At 67.8% G+C, this 16,758-nt stretch carries 17 protein-coding genes; 11 read left to right on the plus strand and 6 right to left on the minus strand.

The features are described from left to right. Positions 1 to 27: 27 nt before the first annotated feature. The 9 genes from IEY21_RS00805 to IEY21_RS00845 all read left to right on the plus strand — a co-directional run bounded on the left by IEY21_RS00805 (position 28) and on the right by IEY21_RS00845 (position 8,713). Positions 28 to 345, plus strand: a complete 318-nt coding sequence (locus IEY21_RS00805; protein WP_188900331.1) for a V-type ATPase subunit subunit G family protein — start codon at positions 28 to 30, stop codon at positions 343 to 345. After that, on the plus strand, positions 342 to 2,408 hold the full coding sequence (locus IEY21_RS00810; RefSeq protein ID WP_188900333.1) for a V-type ATP synthase subunit I: 2,067 nt from the start codon (positions 342 to 344) through the stop codon (positions 2,406 to 2,408). The genes IEY21_RS00805 and IEY21_RS00810 overlap by 4 nt, the downstream gene beginning before the upstream one ends. Before the next feature lie 17 nt (positions 2,409 to 2,425). Beyond that, positions 2,426 to 2,728 carry an ATP synthase subunit C-like protein gene (locus tag IEY21_RS00815; protein ID WP_188900335.1) on the plus strand — a complete coding sequence of 101 codons (303 nt, stop codon included), beginning with the start codon at positions 2,426 to 2,428 and terminating at the stop codon, positions 2,726 to 2,728. A 1-nt stretch (position 2,729) separates the two neighbouring features. Continuing rightward, positions 2,730 to 3,299, plus strand: coding sequence for a V-type ATP synthase subunit E (locus IEY21_RS00820; RefSeq protein WP_188900337.1), 570 nt, complete (start codon positions 2,730 to 2,732; stop codon positions 3,297 to 3,299). Between the two features lie 9 nt (positions 3,300 to 3,308). Then, the gene (locus tag IEY21_RS00825) at positions 3,309 to 4,292 is read left to right on the plus strand and encodes a V0D/AC39 family V-type ATPase subunit (RefSeq protein WP_188900339.1); all 984 of its coding nucleotides are present in this window, start codon (positions 3,309 to 3,311) and stop codon (positions 4,290 to 4,292) included. After that, positions 4,289 to 4,654: a V-type ATP synthase subunit F gene (locus IEY21_RS00830; RefSeq protein WP_308424805.1), complete on the plus strand. Its 366-nt coding sequence runs from the start codon at positions 4,289 to 4,291 to the stop codon at positions 4,652 to 4,654. The genes IEY21_RS00825 and IEY21_RS00830 overlap by 4 nt, the downstream gene beginning before the upstream one ends. Before the next feature lie 130 nt (positions 4,655 to 4,784). After that, positions 4,785 to 6,533, plus strand: coding sequence for a V-type ATP synthase subunit A (locus tag IEY21_RS00835; protein WP_188900341.1), 1,749 nt, complete (start codon positions 4,785 to 4,787; stop codon positions 6,531 to 6,533). Beyond that, complete coding sequence (locus tag IEY21_RS00840) at positions 6,530 to 7,948, plus strand: V-type ATP synthase subunit B (RefSeq protein WP_188900343.1); 1,419 nt, start codon at positions 6,530 to 6,532, stop codon at positions 7,946 to 7,948. Before IEY21_RS00835 ends, IEY21_RS00840 begins: the two co-directional genes overlap by 4 nt. A 90-nt stretch (positions 7,949 to 8,038) precedes the next feature. Then, positions 8,039 to 8,713, plus strand: a complete 675-nt coding sequence (locus IEY21_RS00845) for a V-type ATP synthase subunit D (RefSeq protein WP_188900345.1) — start codon at positions 8,039 to 8,041, stop codon at positions 8,711 to 8,713. 77 nt (positions 8,714 to 8,790) lie between these two features. On the opposite strand, the gene IEY21_RS00850 is transcribed toward IEY21_RS00845, so the two are convergent. Together IEY21_RS00850 and IEY21_RS00855 are read right to left on the minus strand one after the other, a co-directional pair. Continuing rightward, the gene (locus tag IEY21_RS00850; protein ID WP_229752734.1) at positions 8,791 to 9,396 is read right to left on the minus strand and encodes a GNAT family N-acetyltransferase; all 606 of its coding nucleotides are present in this window, start codon (positions 9,394 to 9,396) and stop codon (positions 8,791 to 8,793) included. Positions 9,397 to 9,457: 61 nt separating this feature from the next. Then, positions 9,458 to 11,761, minus strand: a complete 2,304-nt coding sequence (locus tag IEY21_RS00855; protein WP_188900348.1) for a xanthine dehydrogenase family protein molybdopterin-binding subunit — start codon at positions 11,759 to 11,761, stop codon at positions 9,458 to 9,460. Positions 11,762 to 11,931: 170 nt separating this feature from the next. Between IEY21_RS00855 and IEY21_RS00860 the strand changes: the two genes are divergently transcribed. Further along, positions 11,932 to 13,122, plus strand: coding sequence for a CaiB/BaiF CoA transferase family protein (locus IEY21_RS00860; protein WP_188900350.1), 1,191 nt, complete (start codon positions 11,932 to 11,934; stop codon positions 13,120 to 13,122). A gap of 16 nt (positions 13,123 to 13,138) precedes the next feature. Here IEY21_RS00860 and IEY21_RS00865 read toward each other — a convergent pair whose 3' ends face one another. From IEY21_RS00865 to IEY21_RS00875, 3 genes are all read right to left on the minus strand, one after another. Beyond that, positions 13,139 to 14,047 carry an ROK family protein gene (locus IEY21_RS00865; protein ID WP_188900352.1) on the minus strand — a complete coding sequence of 303 codons (909 nt, stop codon included), beginning with the start codon at positions 14,045 to 14,047 and terminating at the stop codon, positions 13,139 to 13,141. 161 nt (positions 14,048 to 14,208) lie between these two features. Further along, the gene (locus IEY21_RS00870; RefSeq protein WP_188900354.1) at positions 14,209 to 14,493 is read right to left on the minus strand and encodes a hypothetical protein; all 285 of its coding nucleotides are present in this window, start codon (positions 14,491 to 14,493) and stop codon (positions 14,209 to 14,211) included. After that, on the minus strand, positions 14,490 to 14,960 hold the full coding sequence (locus tag IEY21_RS00875; protein WP_188900356.1) for an acyl-CoA thioesterase: 471 nt from the start codon (positions 14,958 to 14,960) through the stop codon (positions 14,490 to 14,492). The genes IEY21_RS00870 and IEY21_RS00875 overlap by 4 nt, the downstream gene beginning before the upstream one ends. Before the next feature lie 66 nt (positions 14,961 to 15,026). On the opposite strand from IEY21_RS00875, the gene IEY21_RS00880 reads away from it, so the two are divergent. Next, positions 15,027 to 15,419: a cell division protein FtsB gene (locus IEY21_RS00880; protein ID WP_229752736.1), complete on the plus strand. Its 393-nt coding sequence runs from the start codon at positions 15,027 to 15,029 to the stop codon at positions 15,417 to 15,419. A gap of 15 nt (positions 15,420 to 15,434) precedes the next feature. On the opposite strand, the gene IEY21_RS00885 is transcribed toward IEY21_RS00880, so the two are convergent. Next, complete coding sequence (locus tag IEY21_RS00885) at positions 15,435 to 16,748, minus strand: thymidine phosphorylase (RefSeq protein WP_188900360.1); 1,314 nt, start codon at positions 16,746 to 16,748, stop codon at positions 15,435 to 15,437. Positions 16,749 to 16,758 lie beyond the last annotated feature (10 nt).

Raw genomic sequence — 16,758 nt, forward strand, 5'->3', positions numbered from 1 at the left:
GGGATGCAGGGAAAGGAGGAGTGAGTTTTGGACGTCTCAAGTCGAGTCTTAAGTGAGCTGGCGACCCGCGAAGCGGCGCTGGACGCGCAGATCGAAGCTGCGCGTGACCAGGCCAGGCAGACCGTGGCCGCCGCCGAGGCACAGGCTGCGGGCATTCTCCGCGATGCCGAGGCGCGCGTGAAGGCCATGCAAGCCGATCATGAGGAGAAGCTCTCCGCAGAGGTGGGTCAAATCCGGGAGGCAGCCGGCACAGACGCACGGACGCGGGCGCAGAGCACCCGGGAACGGGCGGGCACCAAGCTTGGCCAAGCCGTCGAGACCATCATGAGGGCGGTGCTGCCGTGATCAACCCCATGCAGCAAGTCGTGATCGCGACGCGCAGCCGAAGCAGCGAAGCGGTCATCACGGCCCTGCAGGATGCCGGGGTATTGCACCTTAAGCCCATCACCGGCGGTCCACTCAACACCGGCTCCCTGACCGAGCAAGACGGTCAGGCCCGGCGCGAGGATGAACGGCTGCTGGCCCGTGCCGACAGCACCATCGCCGAGCTGGGAACCTACCGCCCTGCACCCGCCCCGCTGCCCGATCCGGCGCAGTGGGCCGCGGTTGTGGAGGGCGCGGCCGAGCCGGTCTCGGGGCTGGCCCGCAGTCGCCAGGAGTTGCAGGCAGATCAGGACGTCGAGCGCGCCTACGGCGACGCCGTGCGTGCTCTGGCCCGCCTGGCCGGTGGGCTCGACCGCAGCCGCCGCCTGAGCGTGCTGCCCTTCTTGCTGCAGCCCAGTGACGACGTGGCCGAGCTGGAAGCCGCGCTGCGCGAGGCCCTGCCCGGACGCTACGCACTGGCGACCGAGACCGTCGGACAGAACCGCGTGGGTCTGATTGCCACGCTGCGCCGTGAACGTGATGTGGCGCGCGCGGCGCTGGGCAAGGTCCGGCTGGGCGAGCTGCGTCTGCCGGGCCGCTTTGACGGCATGCCCCTGAGCGACGCCGCCGCCGAGATGGAACACATCAAGCGCGATGGAACCGCCCGTCAGCAACGCCTGAACACCGAGCGTGAGCAGCTGGCCCGCGAGTATGGCCCGGCGCTGTATGCCGTGCGCGACGCCCTGAAGGACCGGGTGGCCGTTCACGATGTCCGCGCTGTTTCGGCGCGCGGCAAGTACAGCCTGGTGATGCAGGGCTTTGTCCCGGTGGACCGTGTGCCGGCCCTGAGTGCGGCGCTGGGTGCCTTCGGCGACGCGGTGAGCTATGAGCTGCATCCCGTCGATGAACTGCATGACGACAGCGTGCCGGTGGAACTCAAGAACAGCAGCTACGTCAACCGGTTCAGCGTGGTGATGGGCCTGATGAGCCTGCCCAAGTACGGCACCTTTGACCCTACCTGGGTGGTTGCCGTCTTCTTCCCGCTGTTCTTCGGGATCATCATCGCCGATATCGGTTACGGCCTGCTGTTCCTGATGTTCGGGCTGTGGCTGCTGGGCAAGGCACGCCGGAATGAGGGCTGGGACCTGAGCTTCTTCGGCGCTTACGTGCTGCCCGCCACCCTGTCCAATCTGGGTTACGTCACCAACGTCATGGCCGCGTGGTCCATCGCGTGGGGCTTCCTGACGGGTGAGTTCTTCGGCACCTTCCTTGAGCACCTGCATTTCTTCTACATCAATCCCGACCTGCTCAACAATCTGTGGGGCTGGACCGGCGTGCGTTACGTGGAAGAAGAGGGCGCCAAGCACTATGGCCTGATTCCGATTCTGTTTCCGCGTCTGGAGACGAGTTACTTCAGCAACGTGGCGCTGGTGTTCTCGCTGCTGTTCGGCATCCTGCAGGTCCTGTGGGGCTGGGGCATCCGCATTCAGCAGGGCCTCAAGCACAAAGACCCGGTGCACACCTGGGAAGGCATTGCGCTGTTCGGCGGCGTGCTTGCCCTGATCATGCTGGCCTTCGCAACCCAGGCGGGCAAGGACTTCGGTCAGTTCACCAACTTTGCCAATCCGTTGATCGTGGTGATGTACGTGGGCTTCGCCCTGTTCCTGATCGGCTGGATTCGCGTGATTGCCAAGTACCCGCTGCTGCCGATTGAACTGCTGTCGCAGGGCGGCGCGGTGGTCAGCTACGCCCGTATTTTCGCCGTCGGACTGGTGAGTGCCATTCTGGCCCGTCTGTCGACCGACCTGGGCTGGAGCCTGTACGAGAACATCGGCGTGCTGGGCATCATCCTGGGGCTGGTCGTGGGCATCCTGCTGCACTTTTTCGTGCTGGCCCTGACCCTGATCGGTCACATCGTGCAGCCGCTGCGTCTTCATATGGTCGAATTCCTCAACCCCACTGGCTTCAATACCGAAACCAGTCCCGCCTACAACCCCCTTCGCCGCCTGCGCCCGGCTGCCTCTGGCAACGGGCAGGTCAAATAACTTCCAGGAGCTTTGATATGACCAAATACAACAAGATCGTTCTCGCGTCCCTCGTCCTCGCCCTCGCCACCAGCGGTCTGGCCCAGACCGAAGTCGTGGCCGCCAACGACGACATGTACCGCGGCCTGCGTGCCCTGGGCGCAGGTCTGGCCCTGGGTCTGGGTGCCCTGGGCACCGGCGTTGCGCAGGCGCGCATCGGTTCTTCTCTGGTCGGCGCCGTCGCCGAGGACCCCAGCAAGGCTGGCAGCCTGCTGCTGTACTTCCTGATTCCCGAAACGCTGGTCATCTTCGGCTTCCTCGCGCTGTTCATCCTGAACTGATATGGCGCTCGACAAGCTCCTCGAAAACGAAGCGCACGCGGAAATCGAGCGCATCAATGCCGAGGCCCGCGAACGCGCCGAGCACGTGGTGGCCCAGGCCCGCGAGCAGGCCCAGTCGATGATCGACAGCCACGAGCGCTCGCTCAAGGCGGCGTATCAGGCCGGTCTGGTGCGCGCCCGCAGCGCCGCCGATCTGGACAGCAATGCCCAGCGGCTGCAGGCGACCGACTCGCTGCAGGTCCAGGCCTTCCAGACCGCCGAGCAGTACATCCGCAGCTCGGTCACGGCGCCTGAATACCCCCAGATCATCGTCAAGCTGATCGCCGAGGGGCTGCAGGTGCTGCCGGACGCCGCCGTGGTGGAAACCAGCGCGCAGGAACAGGGCGCTGTGCACCAGGCTCTGGAACAGCTGGGTCAGTCGCTCGAAGTGCGCGTGAACGACAGCGTGCAGACCGGCGTGCGTCTGGTCGGTCCCAATGGCAAAACCAGCATTCAGAACACCCTGGTGGGTCGACTGGATCGCGTTCGCGAAGAACTCGCCCCGCAGATCACCCGTCTGCTGGCCGAGTAAGGGACGGCCATGCCCGACGACTACTCGTACATCAACACGCGCGTGCGCGTCATGCGCACCAAGCTGCTGGACGGGCGCGCTCTGGATTCGGCGCTCGCGTCGGGCAGTTACCAGGAATTCCTGCGGGTGCTGTCCGAAACCGACCTCGCGCCCAACCTGCGGGAAACCACCGGGGAAGGCGCGGGCCTGGGCGAACTCGACCGTGCCCTGAGTCGCAACTTCTTTGACACCACCCGCCGGGTCCTGAGCTTTGCCGACGGCGACGCCAAGCGCGAGATCAGCGTTCTGCTGATGAAGTGGGACCTGATCAACCTCAAGTCCATCGCGCGCGGCATTGTCGGAGGCCGTGGTCCCGAGGCCGTCATGGACAGCCTGGTCGCAGGCGGCACCATCAAGCCCGCCGCGCTGCAAACGGCCGCCAACAGCACCGATCTGGCCAGCGCCGCCGCTGCCATTACCGTCAGCGGTCATCCGCTGGCCGCCACCATGCGTGACGGGGCAGCGGCCTACAACGCCAGCAACCGCCTGCTGGATCTGGAGGTGGCGCTGGATCAGGGGTACTACCGCTACGCCCTCAGCGTGGCGCGCAACACCAGCCTGCGCCGTTACCTGGCCCGCGAAATCGACGTGACCAACGCCCTGATCGCGCGCAACATGCGTCAGGGCGGGCAGACGGCCAATCCCAATCTGTTCGTGGCGGGCGGTCATCTGGACGCTGCCGGGTACGCGCGGCTGGCGGGCGGCGACGCAGGTGGGGTGGCCGATATTGCGGCCATTCTCGAAGCGCCGTCGCTGGAGGCGGCCGAGGTGCTGGCCCGCAACACGCTGGACATCGCCGCGCGCAACATCGCCGCCGGTGATCCCGAGGGCGTGGGCATTATCCTTGACTTCCTGCGCCGCAAGGAGATCGAGATCGCCAAGCTGCGTCTGATTGCGCGTGGCAAGTTCTATGATCTTGCCACCGAACAGATTCGCCAGGAGGTGCAGGCGTGAGCGGTCCTTCCAATGCCCCGTCGGCCGGGGGCAACACCCGCCGGGTGGCCATCCTCAGCGACTCGGAGACGGCCACCGGCTACCGGCTGGCCGGGGCCGAGGTCATCGAGGCCACTCCCGAAACCGCCGTGGCGGAACTCGAACGCATGATCACCGAGAACCGCTACGGTCTGGTGGCCGTGGACAGTGGACTGATCGTTGATCCGATCACGGCCACAGCCCGCGTGATGCGGGGACGTGACCTGCCGATCCTGCTGCCCATTCCCAGCCTGCGTGACGCGTTTTCCACCGAGACGGTGGACGCCAAGGCCTACATGGGCAAACTGGTGCGCGACACCATCGGCTTCGACATCAAACTTTGAGTCTACAGGGCTCTGGGCTCAGGAATCCTCAGAAAAACGACGACGTCCCACATATGTCGCCTGGGTCTTGACCTAGACTCTGAGTTCCTGAGCCCCAGAGACCTTTTTCAACCTCTCCAAAGGAGAACAAATGACGCAGAAGACACAGGGCGTCGTGCAGAGCATCGCCGGACCCGCCGTCATCGCCGACGGCATGTACGGCGCCAAAATGTACGACATCGTGCGCGTGGGCACCGAGCGGCTGGTCGGCGAGATCATCCGTCTGGACGGCAACACCGCATTCGTGCAGGTTTATGAAGACACCGCCGGTCTGACCGTGGGCGAGCCCGTGGAAACCACCGGACTGCCGCTGTCGGTCGAACTCGGGCCGGGCATGCTCAACGGCATCTACGACGGCATTCAGCGTCCGCTGGACAAGATCCGCGAGGCCTCGGGCGACTTTATCGCGCGCGGCATCGAGGTCTCCTCGCTGGACCGCACCAAGAAGTGGGCCTTTACCCCCAGCGTGAAAGTGGGCGACGAGGTCGGCGGCAGCGACATTCTGGGCACCGTGCCGGAATTCTCGTTCACCCACAAGATCCTGACGCCGCCCGACAAGATGGGCCGCATCCGCAGCATCGTGGAAGCGGGCGAGTACAACATCGACGACACCATCGCCGAACTGGAAGACGGCACCAAGCTGCGCCTGGCCCACTCCTGGCCGGTGCGTGCGCCGCGTCCGGTGGCCAAGAAGCTCGACCCCAGCCTGCCGTTCCTGACCGGGATGCGCATTCTGGACGTGCTGTTCCCGCTGGTGATGGGCGGTGCGGCGGCGATTCCCGGTCCCTTCGGCTCGGGCAAGACCGTGACCCAGCAGTCGGTGGCCAAGTACGGCAACGCCGACATCGTGGTGTACGTGGGCTGCGGCGAGCGCGGCAACGAGATGACCGACGTGCTCGTGGAATTCCCGGAACTGGAAGACCCCAAGACCGGCAATCCCCTGATGCAGCGCACCATCCTGATCGCCAACACCTCCAACATGCCGGTGGCGGCGCGTGAGGCCTCGGTGTACACCGGCATCACGCTGGCCGAGTACTTCCGTGACCAGGGCTACTCCGTGTCCCTGATGGCCGACAGCACCTCCCGCTGGGCCGAGGCGCTGCGCGAGATCTCCTCGCGTCTTGAAGAAATGCCCGCCGAAGAAGGCTACCCGCCGTACCTGGGCGCCAAGCTCGCGGCCTTCTACGAGCGTGCCGGGGCCGTCAAGACCCTGGCCGGCGAGGACGGAGCCGTCAGCGTGATCGGGGCCGTGTCCCCGGCCGGCGGCGACATGTCCGAGCCCGTTACCCAGGCCACGCTGCGTATCACCGGCGCGTTCTGGCGTCTGGACGCAGGTCTGGCCCGCCGCCGTCACTTCCCGGCCATCAACTGGAACGGCTCGTACAGCCTGTTCACGCCGATCCTGGACGGCTGGTACCGCCAGAACGTCGGTCCCGACTTCCCCGAACTGCGTCAGCGCATCAGCAACCTGCTGCAGCAGGAAGCGGCGCTGCAGGAAGTGGTGCAGCTCGTCGGCCCCGACGCCCTGCAGGACAACGAGCGCCTGATCATTGAGGCGGGCCGCATGCTGCGTCAGGACTTCTTGCAGCAAAACGGCTTTGACGCCGTGGACGCCTCGTCCTCGATGCCCAAGAACTACGGCCTGATGAAGATGTTCCTGAAGTTCTATGAGGAAGCCGACTCGGCCCTCAAGGGCGGCGCCACCATCGACGACATCATCCAGAACCCGGTGATCGAGAAGCTGGCCCGCGCCCGCTACGTCGCCGAGGATGAATTCATGAGCTACGGCGAGGGCGTCATGGACGAACTCGACCGGACCTTCAAGGGAGTAACTGCATGACCCTTCTCCAGAAGGAATACAACGACGTCTCCTACATCTCGGGCCCGCTGCTGTTCGTGAACGCAGCCTCGGACCTGGCATACGGCGCGATCGTCAACATCAAGGACGCCACCGGCAAACTGCGCGGCGGACAGGTCATCTCGGTGACCGACCAGAACGCCGTGATTCAGGTGTTCGAGGAAACGCGCGGCCTGGACCTCGCGACCGCCTCGGTCAGCCTGGTGGAAGACGTGGCCCGCCTGGGCGTGAGCAAGGAAATGATCGGCCGCCGCTTTGACGGCCTGGGCCGTCCCATCGACGGACTGCCCGCCGTGGTGGCTGAGAAGCGCCTGAGCATCAACGGTCAGGCGATGAACCCGGCCGCACGTCAGAAGCCCGAGGAGTTCATCCAGACCGGGATCTCCACCATCGACGTGAACACCTCGCTGATCCGCGGCCAGAAGCTGCCGATCTTCAGCGGCAGCGGTCTGCCCCACAACGAGCTGGCCGCCCAGATCGCGCGTCAGGCCAAGGTGCCCGGCCACGAGGGTGACTTCGCGGTGGTCTTCGCGGCGATGGGCCTGACCCAGCGCGAAGTCTCCTTCTTCACGCAGGAGTTCGAGCGCACCGGCGCACTGGCCCGGTCGGTCCTGTTCCTGAACAAGGCCGACGATCCCGCGGTCGAGCGTCTGCTCACCCCGCGCATGGCGCTCACCACCGCCGAGTATCTGGCCTTCGAGCACGGCTACCACGTTCTCGTGATTCTGACCGACCTCACGAACTACTGTGAGGCGCTGCGCGAGATCGGCGGGGCCCGTGAGGAAATCCCCGGTCGCCGTGGATTCCCCGGCTACATGTACACGGATCTTGCGTCGCTGTACGAGCGCGCCGGCGTGGTGCAGGGCAAGCCCGGCTCGGTCACGCAGATTCCGATTCTGTCGATGCCCGACGACGACATCACCCACCCCATCCCCGATCTGACCGGCTACATCACCGAGGGCCAGATCGTGGTGGACCGCACCCTGAACTCCAAGGGCGTGTTCCCGCCGATCAACCCACTGCCCTCGCTGTCGCGTCTGCAGGGCAACGGCATTGGCAAGGGCAAGACCCGCGCCGACCACAAGAACGTCTCCGACCAGCTGTTCGCGGCCTACGCCAACGGACTGGACCTGCGCAAGCTCGTGGCGATCACGGGTGAAGACGCCCTGACCGACACCGACAAGCTGTACCTGCGCTTCGCCGATGACTTTGAGAACTACTTCATCGGCCAGGGCGACCAGGACCGCAGCATCGACGAGAGCCTGACGGTGGCCTGGGGCATTCTGTCCAAGCTGCCCCAGAGCCAGCTGACTCGTCTGAGCAAGGACTCCATCGACAAGTTCTACGGCGAGAAGATGGACGAGATGTGGCGCGGCAGCCGCAGCATGGGCCTGTAAACTTGTGAGAGGGGGCCGCCGGACCCGCGTGAGTTTTCTGGTCCGCGTTCGGTGGCCCACCCACCTCACCGACAAAGGAGGTGAACACTTATGGCAGGACAGATCAGCCCCACCCGCAGCGCGATGCTCGCGAGCAAGGCCAGCCTCAAGACCGCCCAGAGCGGCGCGGACCTGCTCAAGCGCAAGCGTGACGCCTTGATCGGCGAATTCTTCGCCCTGGTCAAGGAGGCGCTCGCGGCGCGCGAGGAGTTGTCGGGCGTCAGCAAGGGTGCGTACACCAGCCTGTTCGGCGCGAAGGCCTGGGACAGCCCCGAGGCCGTCGAGAGCCTGAGCCTGGCGGGCAGCAGCGACTACGCCATCGACATGCAGATCGAGAACCTGTACGGCGTGAAGGTGCCCAAGATCGCCATTCCCGAGCGCTCGCAGGCCACCACCTTCAGTCCCATCAACGTGGGGGCACGCACCATCCAGGCCGCCACCGATTTCGGCGGCGTGATGGACGGCATCGTGAAGGTCGCGGCGACCGAGACCAAGCTGCGCCGCATCGGCGAGGAGATCAAGAAGACCTCCCGCCGCGTGAACGCACTGGAACAGGTTCTGATTCCCGGCATTCAGGACGACATCCGCTTTATCCGCTCGGTGCTCGACCAGCGGGAGCGCGAGGCCAGCTTTACCCTGAAGAAGATCAAGGCCAAGCTGGAAGCCGATGCCAAGAAGGAACGGGCCAATATGCAGGCCGGCAACCACGGCTCGGCTGCGGACTGAACCCCGTGCCTAAGAGAACCGCCTTCCACCGGAGGCGGTTTTTTTGTGACGTCTCCGTGTGCTGTGACGCCTGTGAACTACTGCAGGAGCCCGCGTTCAGGCGCAAAGAACAGGCAGCGGCAGGGCTCCAGCCCCACCACCGTGACAGGCACCCGCACACGGGCGGCCCAGTCCTCACGGGTCAGCCGCAACCGGTCCGAGACGACAGGCTGGCCGTCCAGCACATCCCGCGAGATGCCGTCGGGCCGGTAGCCGAGTTTGCGCGACACGCCCTGTGAGGCGGCGTTGTCCTGAAAGACCTCGCTCAGGGCCGCCACGGCGCCGAGTTCCTCAAAGGCCAGCTGCAGCAGTGCGGCGCGGGCCTCGGTGCCGAAGCCCTGCCCCTGAGCGCTCCGGCCAAGCCAGGAACTGGTCCTGACCTCCCGCAGGATGGGGAACTCGCGCCCCCGCAGCGCCACCATGCCGAGGGGCTGAACGCCGTGGAAGACGCCGAATTCCAGGGTCCAGGCGTCCGGGCGCCACTGGGCGCGGGTCAGCCAGTGCTGCTGAACTACGTACAGGGCGCGTTGCTGGGGAGGCAAATGGGTCCACGGTGTCAGAAAGGGCCGTTCACCGGATGGGTGCAGGTCCCCCGCCGCGACCCCGGCGAGGGCGGCGAGCTGTCCATCGTCCGGCGGCCGCAACTCCAGCCGTGGAGTCTGCAGCCGGAGACCGAGCAGCGGCCAGTGGTCGGTCAGCGCCGGTTCAGGAGGGATGCGGGGCCTCGGTGCGGCCCGGCGGATGGCCGGCCTGCTGATCGCGCTGTTGCATCAACTGCCAGACGTGTTCGGCCGTGGCGGGCAGCTGCGTCACCCGCACGCCCGCCGCGGCCCGGATTGCGTTGGCGATGGCGGCGGCCCCAGCCGTGATGGGCGGCTCGCCGACGATGCGCGCTCCGAAGGGCCCGTGCTCGGAGGGCCGCTCGACGATCACCGCGTCGATGGGCGGCAGGTCGCTGGAGGTGGGAAAGACATATTCCAGAAAGTTCGGATTGGTCAGCGTGCCGCCCTCGAAGTGCATGCCCTCATACAGCCCCATGCTCAGGCCCTGCGCCGCGCCGCCGTGCATCTGGCCCTCCACAAGCAGCGGATTCAGGGCGTAGCCGACGTCCTGAATGCACACGGCATCCAGCGGCGTGACGTGGCCGGTGTCGGGGTCCACACGGACCCGCATCAGCTGGGCGGTGAAGCCGGGAGCCCCACCCTTGATGGCGGCCCGTCCCTCGGCGACGACCGGGCCGGGACCGCCCGGCAGGCGTTGCCCCCGCTGGGCAAGCTCCCCCAGGTTGACCGACTGCCCGGCCACGCCGCGCACGCGGGCCTGGCCCTCGCTCAATTCAATATCTTCGCGGTGCGCCTCGAAATGTGAGGCCGCGAGGTCCAGCAACTGCTCGCGGACCTGCTGGCTGGCTCCCAGCACCGCCCCCGAGAGGCTGATGGTGACCTGTGAGCCGCCCGAGGCCGGGGCGTACGGACCGCTGTCGGTGGTGCCCTGAACGATCTCGACCGCTTCCGGGTCAATGCCCAGCGTCTCGGCGACGATCAGGACCATCGAGCTGTGGACCCCGCTGATGTCCACACTGCCGACGTGCAGCCGCACAGTGCCGTCGGTATCCACACGGCACACCGCGCCGGCCGGCGAGAAGCCCCCCGGCCAGCCGCCCACGGCCAGCCCCACGCCTTCATGGGGTACGGTGCCGCGCGATTGCCACAGCGGATGCTCGCGCGCACGCTCCAGGCAGGCCTTCAGACCGATGTCGGGCCACGGACGCCCGGTGCCGGTGGAGTCGCCGCCCTGGACAGCGTTTTGCAGCCGCAGTTCCAGCGGATCATGGCCCAGGGTATGGGCCAGCTCGTCCACGCTCGATTCCAGGGCGAACAGGGCCTGCGGCACGCCGGGCGCCCGGTAGGCCCCAACCGGCGGGCGGTGGGTAAGCACCTCCAGCGTCTCGATGCGTACGTGGTCGCAGCGGTACATGCCCCCGACCACGGTGGCGATGATGCCGGCGTGTCCGAAGCGAAACAGGCCGTTCTCGATCACGGCCTGCACGTCCAGACCGACGATCTGACCGTGTTCATCGGCCCCCAGGCGCACACGGATGGAGGTGCTGGGAGCGGGCATGGTGGTGAGCATGTCCTCGCTGCGCGAGAGCACCATCCGCACCGGGCGGTCCACATGCAGCGCCACCGCCGTCACCAGGGCGTCCACAATGCCGTACTTGGCGCCAAAGCCCCCACCAACGGTCATGGGTTCGATACGCACGTCCCCCGTACGCAGCCCCAGCGCACCGGCCACCTCGCTGCGGACCGCGTACTGGCCCTGCGTGCTGGTATACACCGTGACCTGACCGGGGCGCACTCCCGGCTGGGCGACCACGGCATGCGGCTCCAGATAGGACTGGTGAACCCGGGCGTTCGTGTAGGTCCGCTCGATCACGATGTGGGCGGCGGCCAGCGCAGACTCCACGTCGCCGCGCTCAAAGACCCGGCGCTCGTCAATGTTCGAGCGGGTCTCGTCCCCCTGCACACTCGCCTCTCCGCCGTGCAGGCCCGCCAGACTGCTGTCCGCCTGGGGCACCCCCTGGGGCCACACCAGCTGCGTGTCGGTCATGGCCTGCTCGGCGTCATCCACGCTATCCAGCACCTCGTAGTCGATGTCCAGCACGGCGGCGGCGTCCGCGGCCTGGGCCTCGGTGGCGGCCACCACCACCGCGACCGGCTGACCGGCAAAGCGGACCTCGTCCTGCGCGAGCAGCATGCTCGGACGCGAGTGGGCGGTGCGCCCAGCGTTCAGGTCCTGTCCGGTCAATACGGCCACCACACCGGGCAGGGCCAGGGCGGCGGCGGTGTCGATGGCCCGGATGTGGGCGTGGGGATATGGAGAGAGCACGGGCCGGGCGTGCAGCATGCCCGCCAGGGAGAGATCGGCCGTGTAGCGCGCCTTGCCCCGGACCTTTTCGAGACCGTCGATGATCCTGCGCCGTTTGCCGAGGTGTTTCGTGTCCTTCACGCGGACCTCCAGAGGGTGTGTATCCAGGATTCTACGGCGTGGCTGTTCCCGCCACCACTGCGCCCGCAGCCGCCTGGGGGGGGCGCTGGGCTAGACTCCGGCGAAATCCATTCTGTTCCCACCATTTCTCCTGGAGGTTCTCCCGCCATGCCCTGTTTTGCCCTGCACCCATGACCACGCCGCCTACCGCCTCTGCTGGCCTGCCCCTGTCGGGCGTGCGCGTGGTCGACCTGACCCGCGTGCTGACCGGCCCCTTCTGCACCATGCTGCTCGGCGATCTGGGCGCGGACGTGATCAAGGTGGAGCCGCCCGGCGGCGACGACACGCGCGGCTGGGGACCACCGTTTCAGGAGGGTCCCGGTGAGGAAGGTCGGCGGGGGCGCGAGTCCAGCTACTTTCTGAGCGTCAACCGCAACAAGCGCAGCGTCGTGCTGGACCTCAAGTCTGAAGACGGTCTGGCCGCTGCCCGCCGCCTGATCGCCGGAAGCGACATCCTGGTCGAGAATTTCCGTCCCGGCACGCTGGAGCGGCTGGGCCTGGGCTGGAACGCGCTGCACGCCGAGCACCCCCGGCTGATCTACGCGAGCATCTCGGGCTTCGGGCAGTCCGGGCCATACCGCGACCGCGCCGGATACGACGTGATCGCGCAGGGCATGGGCGGCATGATGAGCTACAACGGCGAGGTGGGCGGGCCGCCGCTGCGGGTGGGGGTGGCCGTGGCCGATGTGTTCTCCGGATCGCTGATCACGCAGGCGATTCTGGCGGCGCTGTATGCCCGCGAGCGCACCGGCCAGGGCGAGCGGGTAGACGTCAACCTGCTCGAAAGCGTGATTGCGCTGGGATCGTCGCAGGTGGGACGCTATCTCGCCACCGGAGAGATTCCCGTGCCGGTGGGGAACGACCACCGCTCCATCGTGCCGTACGGAACGGTGGCCTGCGGCGACGGCTTCGTGAACATCGCCGTGGGCAACGACACGCTGTGGCGGCGCTTCTGCGCGGCGCTGGACTTAAGCGAACTGGGGGCCGAGGCCCGCTTCGCCACCAACGAGGGCCGCGTGAACAGCCGCGCCGAGCTGGATACGCTGATGCTGCGCGGACTGGCCCGCTTTACCCGCCAGGAGGTGATGAATCGGTTGGAGGTGGCGGGCGTGCCCTGCGGCCCGGTCTACGACATGGCCGAGGTCTTTGCTGACCCGCACGTGCAGGCGCGGGGCGTGGCGGTGGAGGTGGCGCACCCGACCCTGGGGACCACCACCGTCACCGCGCCGCCGTGGACTATCGGGGGGCAGACCCCGCCGGTGCGCCGCGCCCCGCCCACGCTGGGGCAGCACACGGCGGAGGTTCTGGGCGAACTGGATTAGGGGTGGGGGCTGTTTCTCAGCCGTGCCGCGCGGCCAGGGCCGCACCGATCACGCCCGCGTCGGGGCCGAGCTGGGCGCGGCGGATGGTCACGGGCGCAAAGCCCTGCGCGTACTCGTCGGCGGCGGCCTGCACGCCGTGGAAGAAGTAATCCCCGACACTGGCGACCCCGCCGCCGATCACGAACACTTCCGGGTCGATCACCTTCTGCAGGTCGGCGAGGGCCACGCCGATATGCTTCATGGCCTGTGCGACCACCCGCCGCACTCCGGGGTGGCCCTGCTGCGCCAGACTGAAGGCCTCGGCGGTGCTGACCTCGCGGTTGAGGGCGTAGCTGGCGTCACGGGCGATGGCGGTGCCGCTCGCGATGGCTTCCAGCGCACCGTCCAGGCCCGCGCCGCTCACCGGGCCGCCGGGCATCACGGTGATGTGGCCCAGCTCGCCGGCCACTCCGTGCCGCCCGCGCCAGATGCGGCCGTTCAGCACGATGCCCGCACCGATGCCGGTGCTGACGGTCACGTAGATGCTGCTCTCGGTGCCGCGCGCCGCGCCCAGGTGGGCCTCGGCCAGCGCGGCGGCCTTGGCGTCGTTTTCCAGCACGATGCGCTGGGCGAGCCGTTCGCGCAGGCCGTCCACCATCGGCACGTCCACAAAGCCGTAGATGTTGGGCGCAAACTTGACCCGGGTGCGGTCGCTGTTCAGCGGCCCCGGAATGCCCACGCCGATCAGGCGGGCGTCGGGGTGCCGGGCCTGCAGGTCCATGATCTGCGCGGCGATGGCATCCAGAACGGCCTCCCAGCCGGTTTCGGGGGTGGGCTGAACGTGGCGGTCTTGCAGCTCGTCACCGCGCAGCACGCCGGTGGCGATCTTGGTTCCGCCCACATCGACGCCGATGCTGACCTGTTCGGGAAGGGGGAGGTTGGTCATGAAAACTCCTGCAGGATGGGAGAGAGGGGCCAGGGCAAAGTGAGGTCCGGGCCAGGTGAGAACCGGGCAAAGGGCCGCCCTGCCCCCGGGACTTGTGTTCGGAGCGTCCTGCTTAGGCCGTACTGTACCGTGCCCGGCTTCGTCCACGGGCGGCGCGTGCCCTAGGCACCCGGACCGTCCTGGGGGTCGAAGCCCAGCAGCGCGAGCGCCTCGTCCAGCTGCACCTGCGGCACGTATAGGCCCACATCCCCCATGTAGCCGCCGGTCTCGATCTCGATGACCGGAGAGCCCATCGCCCACTGAAAGGGCGTGCGGACCACGCTGACCACGCCGCCCGCCGACAGCGTGCGCCGCCAGCCCTCGGCAAGCAGGCGCGGCAGGGTGTCCACCCTGACCCAGGGATCGCCCTGGTACAGCACGCGGTCGTCGTAGGCGGCGCCGCTCATGGCTGGGGCTGGGCGGCGGGGCGGGCGAGCAGCGGCTGCACCCGCGTGAGAAAGCCTTCGGGCAGCGCCTCGGGCGTGCGGGCGGCGTTCACGCGCACCTGCACCGAACGGGCGAAGGCGCACGGCCGGCCATCGGCGACAAAGCGCGCCGCGACCGTCCAGCTGCTGCGGCCCACGCGCTCCACCAGCGACTCGACCACCACCGCCTGTCCCAGCCGGATCTCCTGCACGTAGTCGATTTCCAGCCGCGCCAGGACCGAGTGGTCCTCCTCGCCGTCGATGCCCAGGGCCACCGACATGTCCATGCGGGCGACTTCCAGAAACTCGGCGTAGCGGGCGTTGTTGATGTGGCCCATGGCGTCCACATCGGCAAAACGCAGCTGGATCGCCGTTCGGTGGGCGTCGGCCCAGTTGTGGGCGGGAATCCGTGTGGCGGGGGAGGGCAGCGGGGGGGTCGGAGAGGCCATGTCCCCAGTGTAAGGGCCGCCCCAGGCCTGCCAGCGCAGCGTGTTCCGGGCGCTATGCTGAAGGTTATGACCGACGCCCCCCCGCCCCCGCCCCCGCCGCGCCGCGCGGTGTGGTGGAGACGGCTGAGCCTGCGCCGCCTGGGACGGCTGCCCCTGAGCATGATGCTGACCAGTCTGCTGGCTGCCCTGGGCATCGTGCAGCTCAGCTTCCAGCTGGGCAACACCGTGTACCGCAGCGTGACGTGGACCCAGCAGACCCGTGAGGCCCGGGCCAGCATCCGCCAGCTGGAACGTGACGTGAAGATCCTGCAAGACGCCCGCAGCGCGACCCTGACGCCCGACTACCTGCGCGACTTGGCCCGCTGCCAGGGCTTTGTAGGCGAGCGGGAAACCGTGGTCGTCAGTCCCAACGCCCCCAACAACCCCGGGGAGAACTGCAAGGCGTTGCGGCTGCCGTAACCCCACGCCGCGCGTTCAGTTCACGCGGTCCAGAATCAGCTTCTCGGGAGCGGGGGCCGTGTCCACGATGCTCAGCCCGTCTTCCAGCAGGCGGCGGGCGGTGTCCAGGCCGCGGCCGTCCCGGTGGTACAGCCGCAGCACGGCCTCTCCGCGGTCCACCGCCTCGCCGGGTTTTTTAAGCAGTTCCACACCGACCCCGTGGTCGATGGCCTCGCCCTTGCGCTCGCGCCCGCCGCCCAGGGCGAGCACCGCGCGGCCCACCCCCAGGGCGTCAATGCGGCCCACAAATCCTGCAGCCGGCGCGGTGATGTCGGAGCGTCCGGGGGCCACGTCCAGGTGGCCCGGCTCGTCCACCAGCGCGGGGTCGCCGCCCTGGGCCGCCACGAAGGCGCGGAACTTCTCCAGCGCCGAGCCGTCGTGCAGGGTGGCGCGGGCGCGGGCGGCGGCCTCGCCCTCATCTTCTCCGGCGGCGGCGAGCACTTCCACGGCCAGGGCCACGCACAACTCGGTCAGGTCCTCAGGTCCCGTGCCGCGCAGGGTGTCCAGGGCCTCCTGCACCTCCAGACTGTTGCCCGCCATGTGTCCCAGCGGAGCGTCCATGTCGGTGAGTACCGCGCGCACCTGCCGCCCGGCCCGCGTGCCGATGTCCACCATCGCGCGGGCCAGCGCCCGCCCGTCCTCCAGTGTCTGCATGAAGGCCCCGGCCCCGACCTTCACGTCCAGCACTACCGTGTGTGCTCCCGAGGCCAGTTTCTTGCTCATGATCGAGCTGGCGATCAGCGGCAGGCAGTCCACCGTGGCCGTCACGTCGCGCAGCGCGTACAGTTTGCCGTCGGCGGGCGCGAGGTCCCGGCTTTGGCCGACCAGCGCGAGGCCGATCTCGCGGGCCTGGGCCAGAAAGCGCTCCTCGGACAGCTCCGGCGTCCAGCCGGGAAAGCTCTCGAGCTTGTCGATGGTGCCGCCGGTATGGGCCAGCCCGCGCCCGCTCATCTTGGCGACCGTGAGTCCCAGCGCCGAGAGCATGGGGGTCAGGATCAGGCTGGTCTTGTCGCCCACGCCGCCGGTGGAATGCTTGTCCACCGTGCGCGGCAGGTCTCCCAGATCCAGCTGATCGCCGCTGCCGGCCATCACCAGCGTCAGGTCTGCCGTTTCCTGGGGCGTCATGCCGCGCAGGTACACCGCCATCAGCCACGCGCTGATCTGGTAGTCCGGCACCTCGCCGCGCGTGTAGCCCAGGATCAGGCCCTCCAGTTCGGCGTGGGAATGCTCACCGCCGTCACGCTTCTTTCGGATCAGGTCGGGAACGTTGAAGGGGGAAGAGGAGGCCATGCGGCAGTGT

This window comes from Deinococcus aerophilus, assembly GCF_014647075.1.
Lineage (GTDB): Bacteria > Deinococcota > Deinococci > Deinococcales > Deinococcaceae > Deinococcus > Deinococcus aerophilus.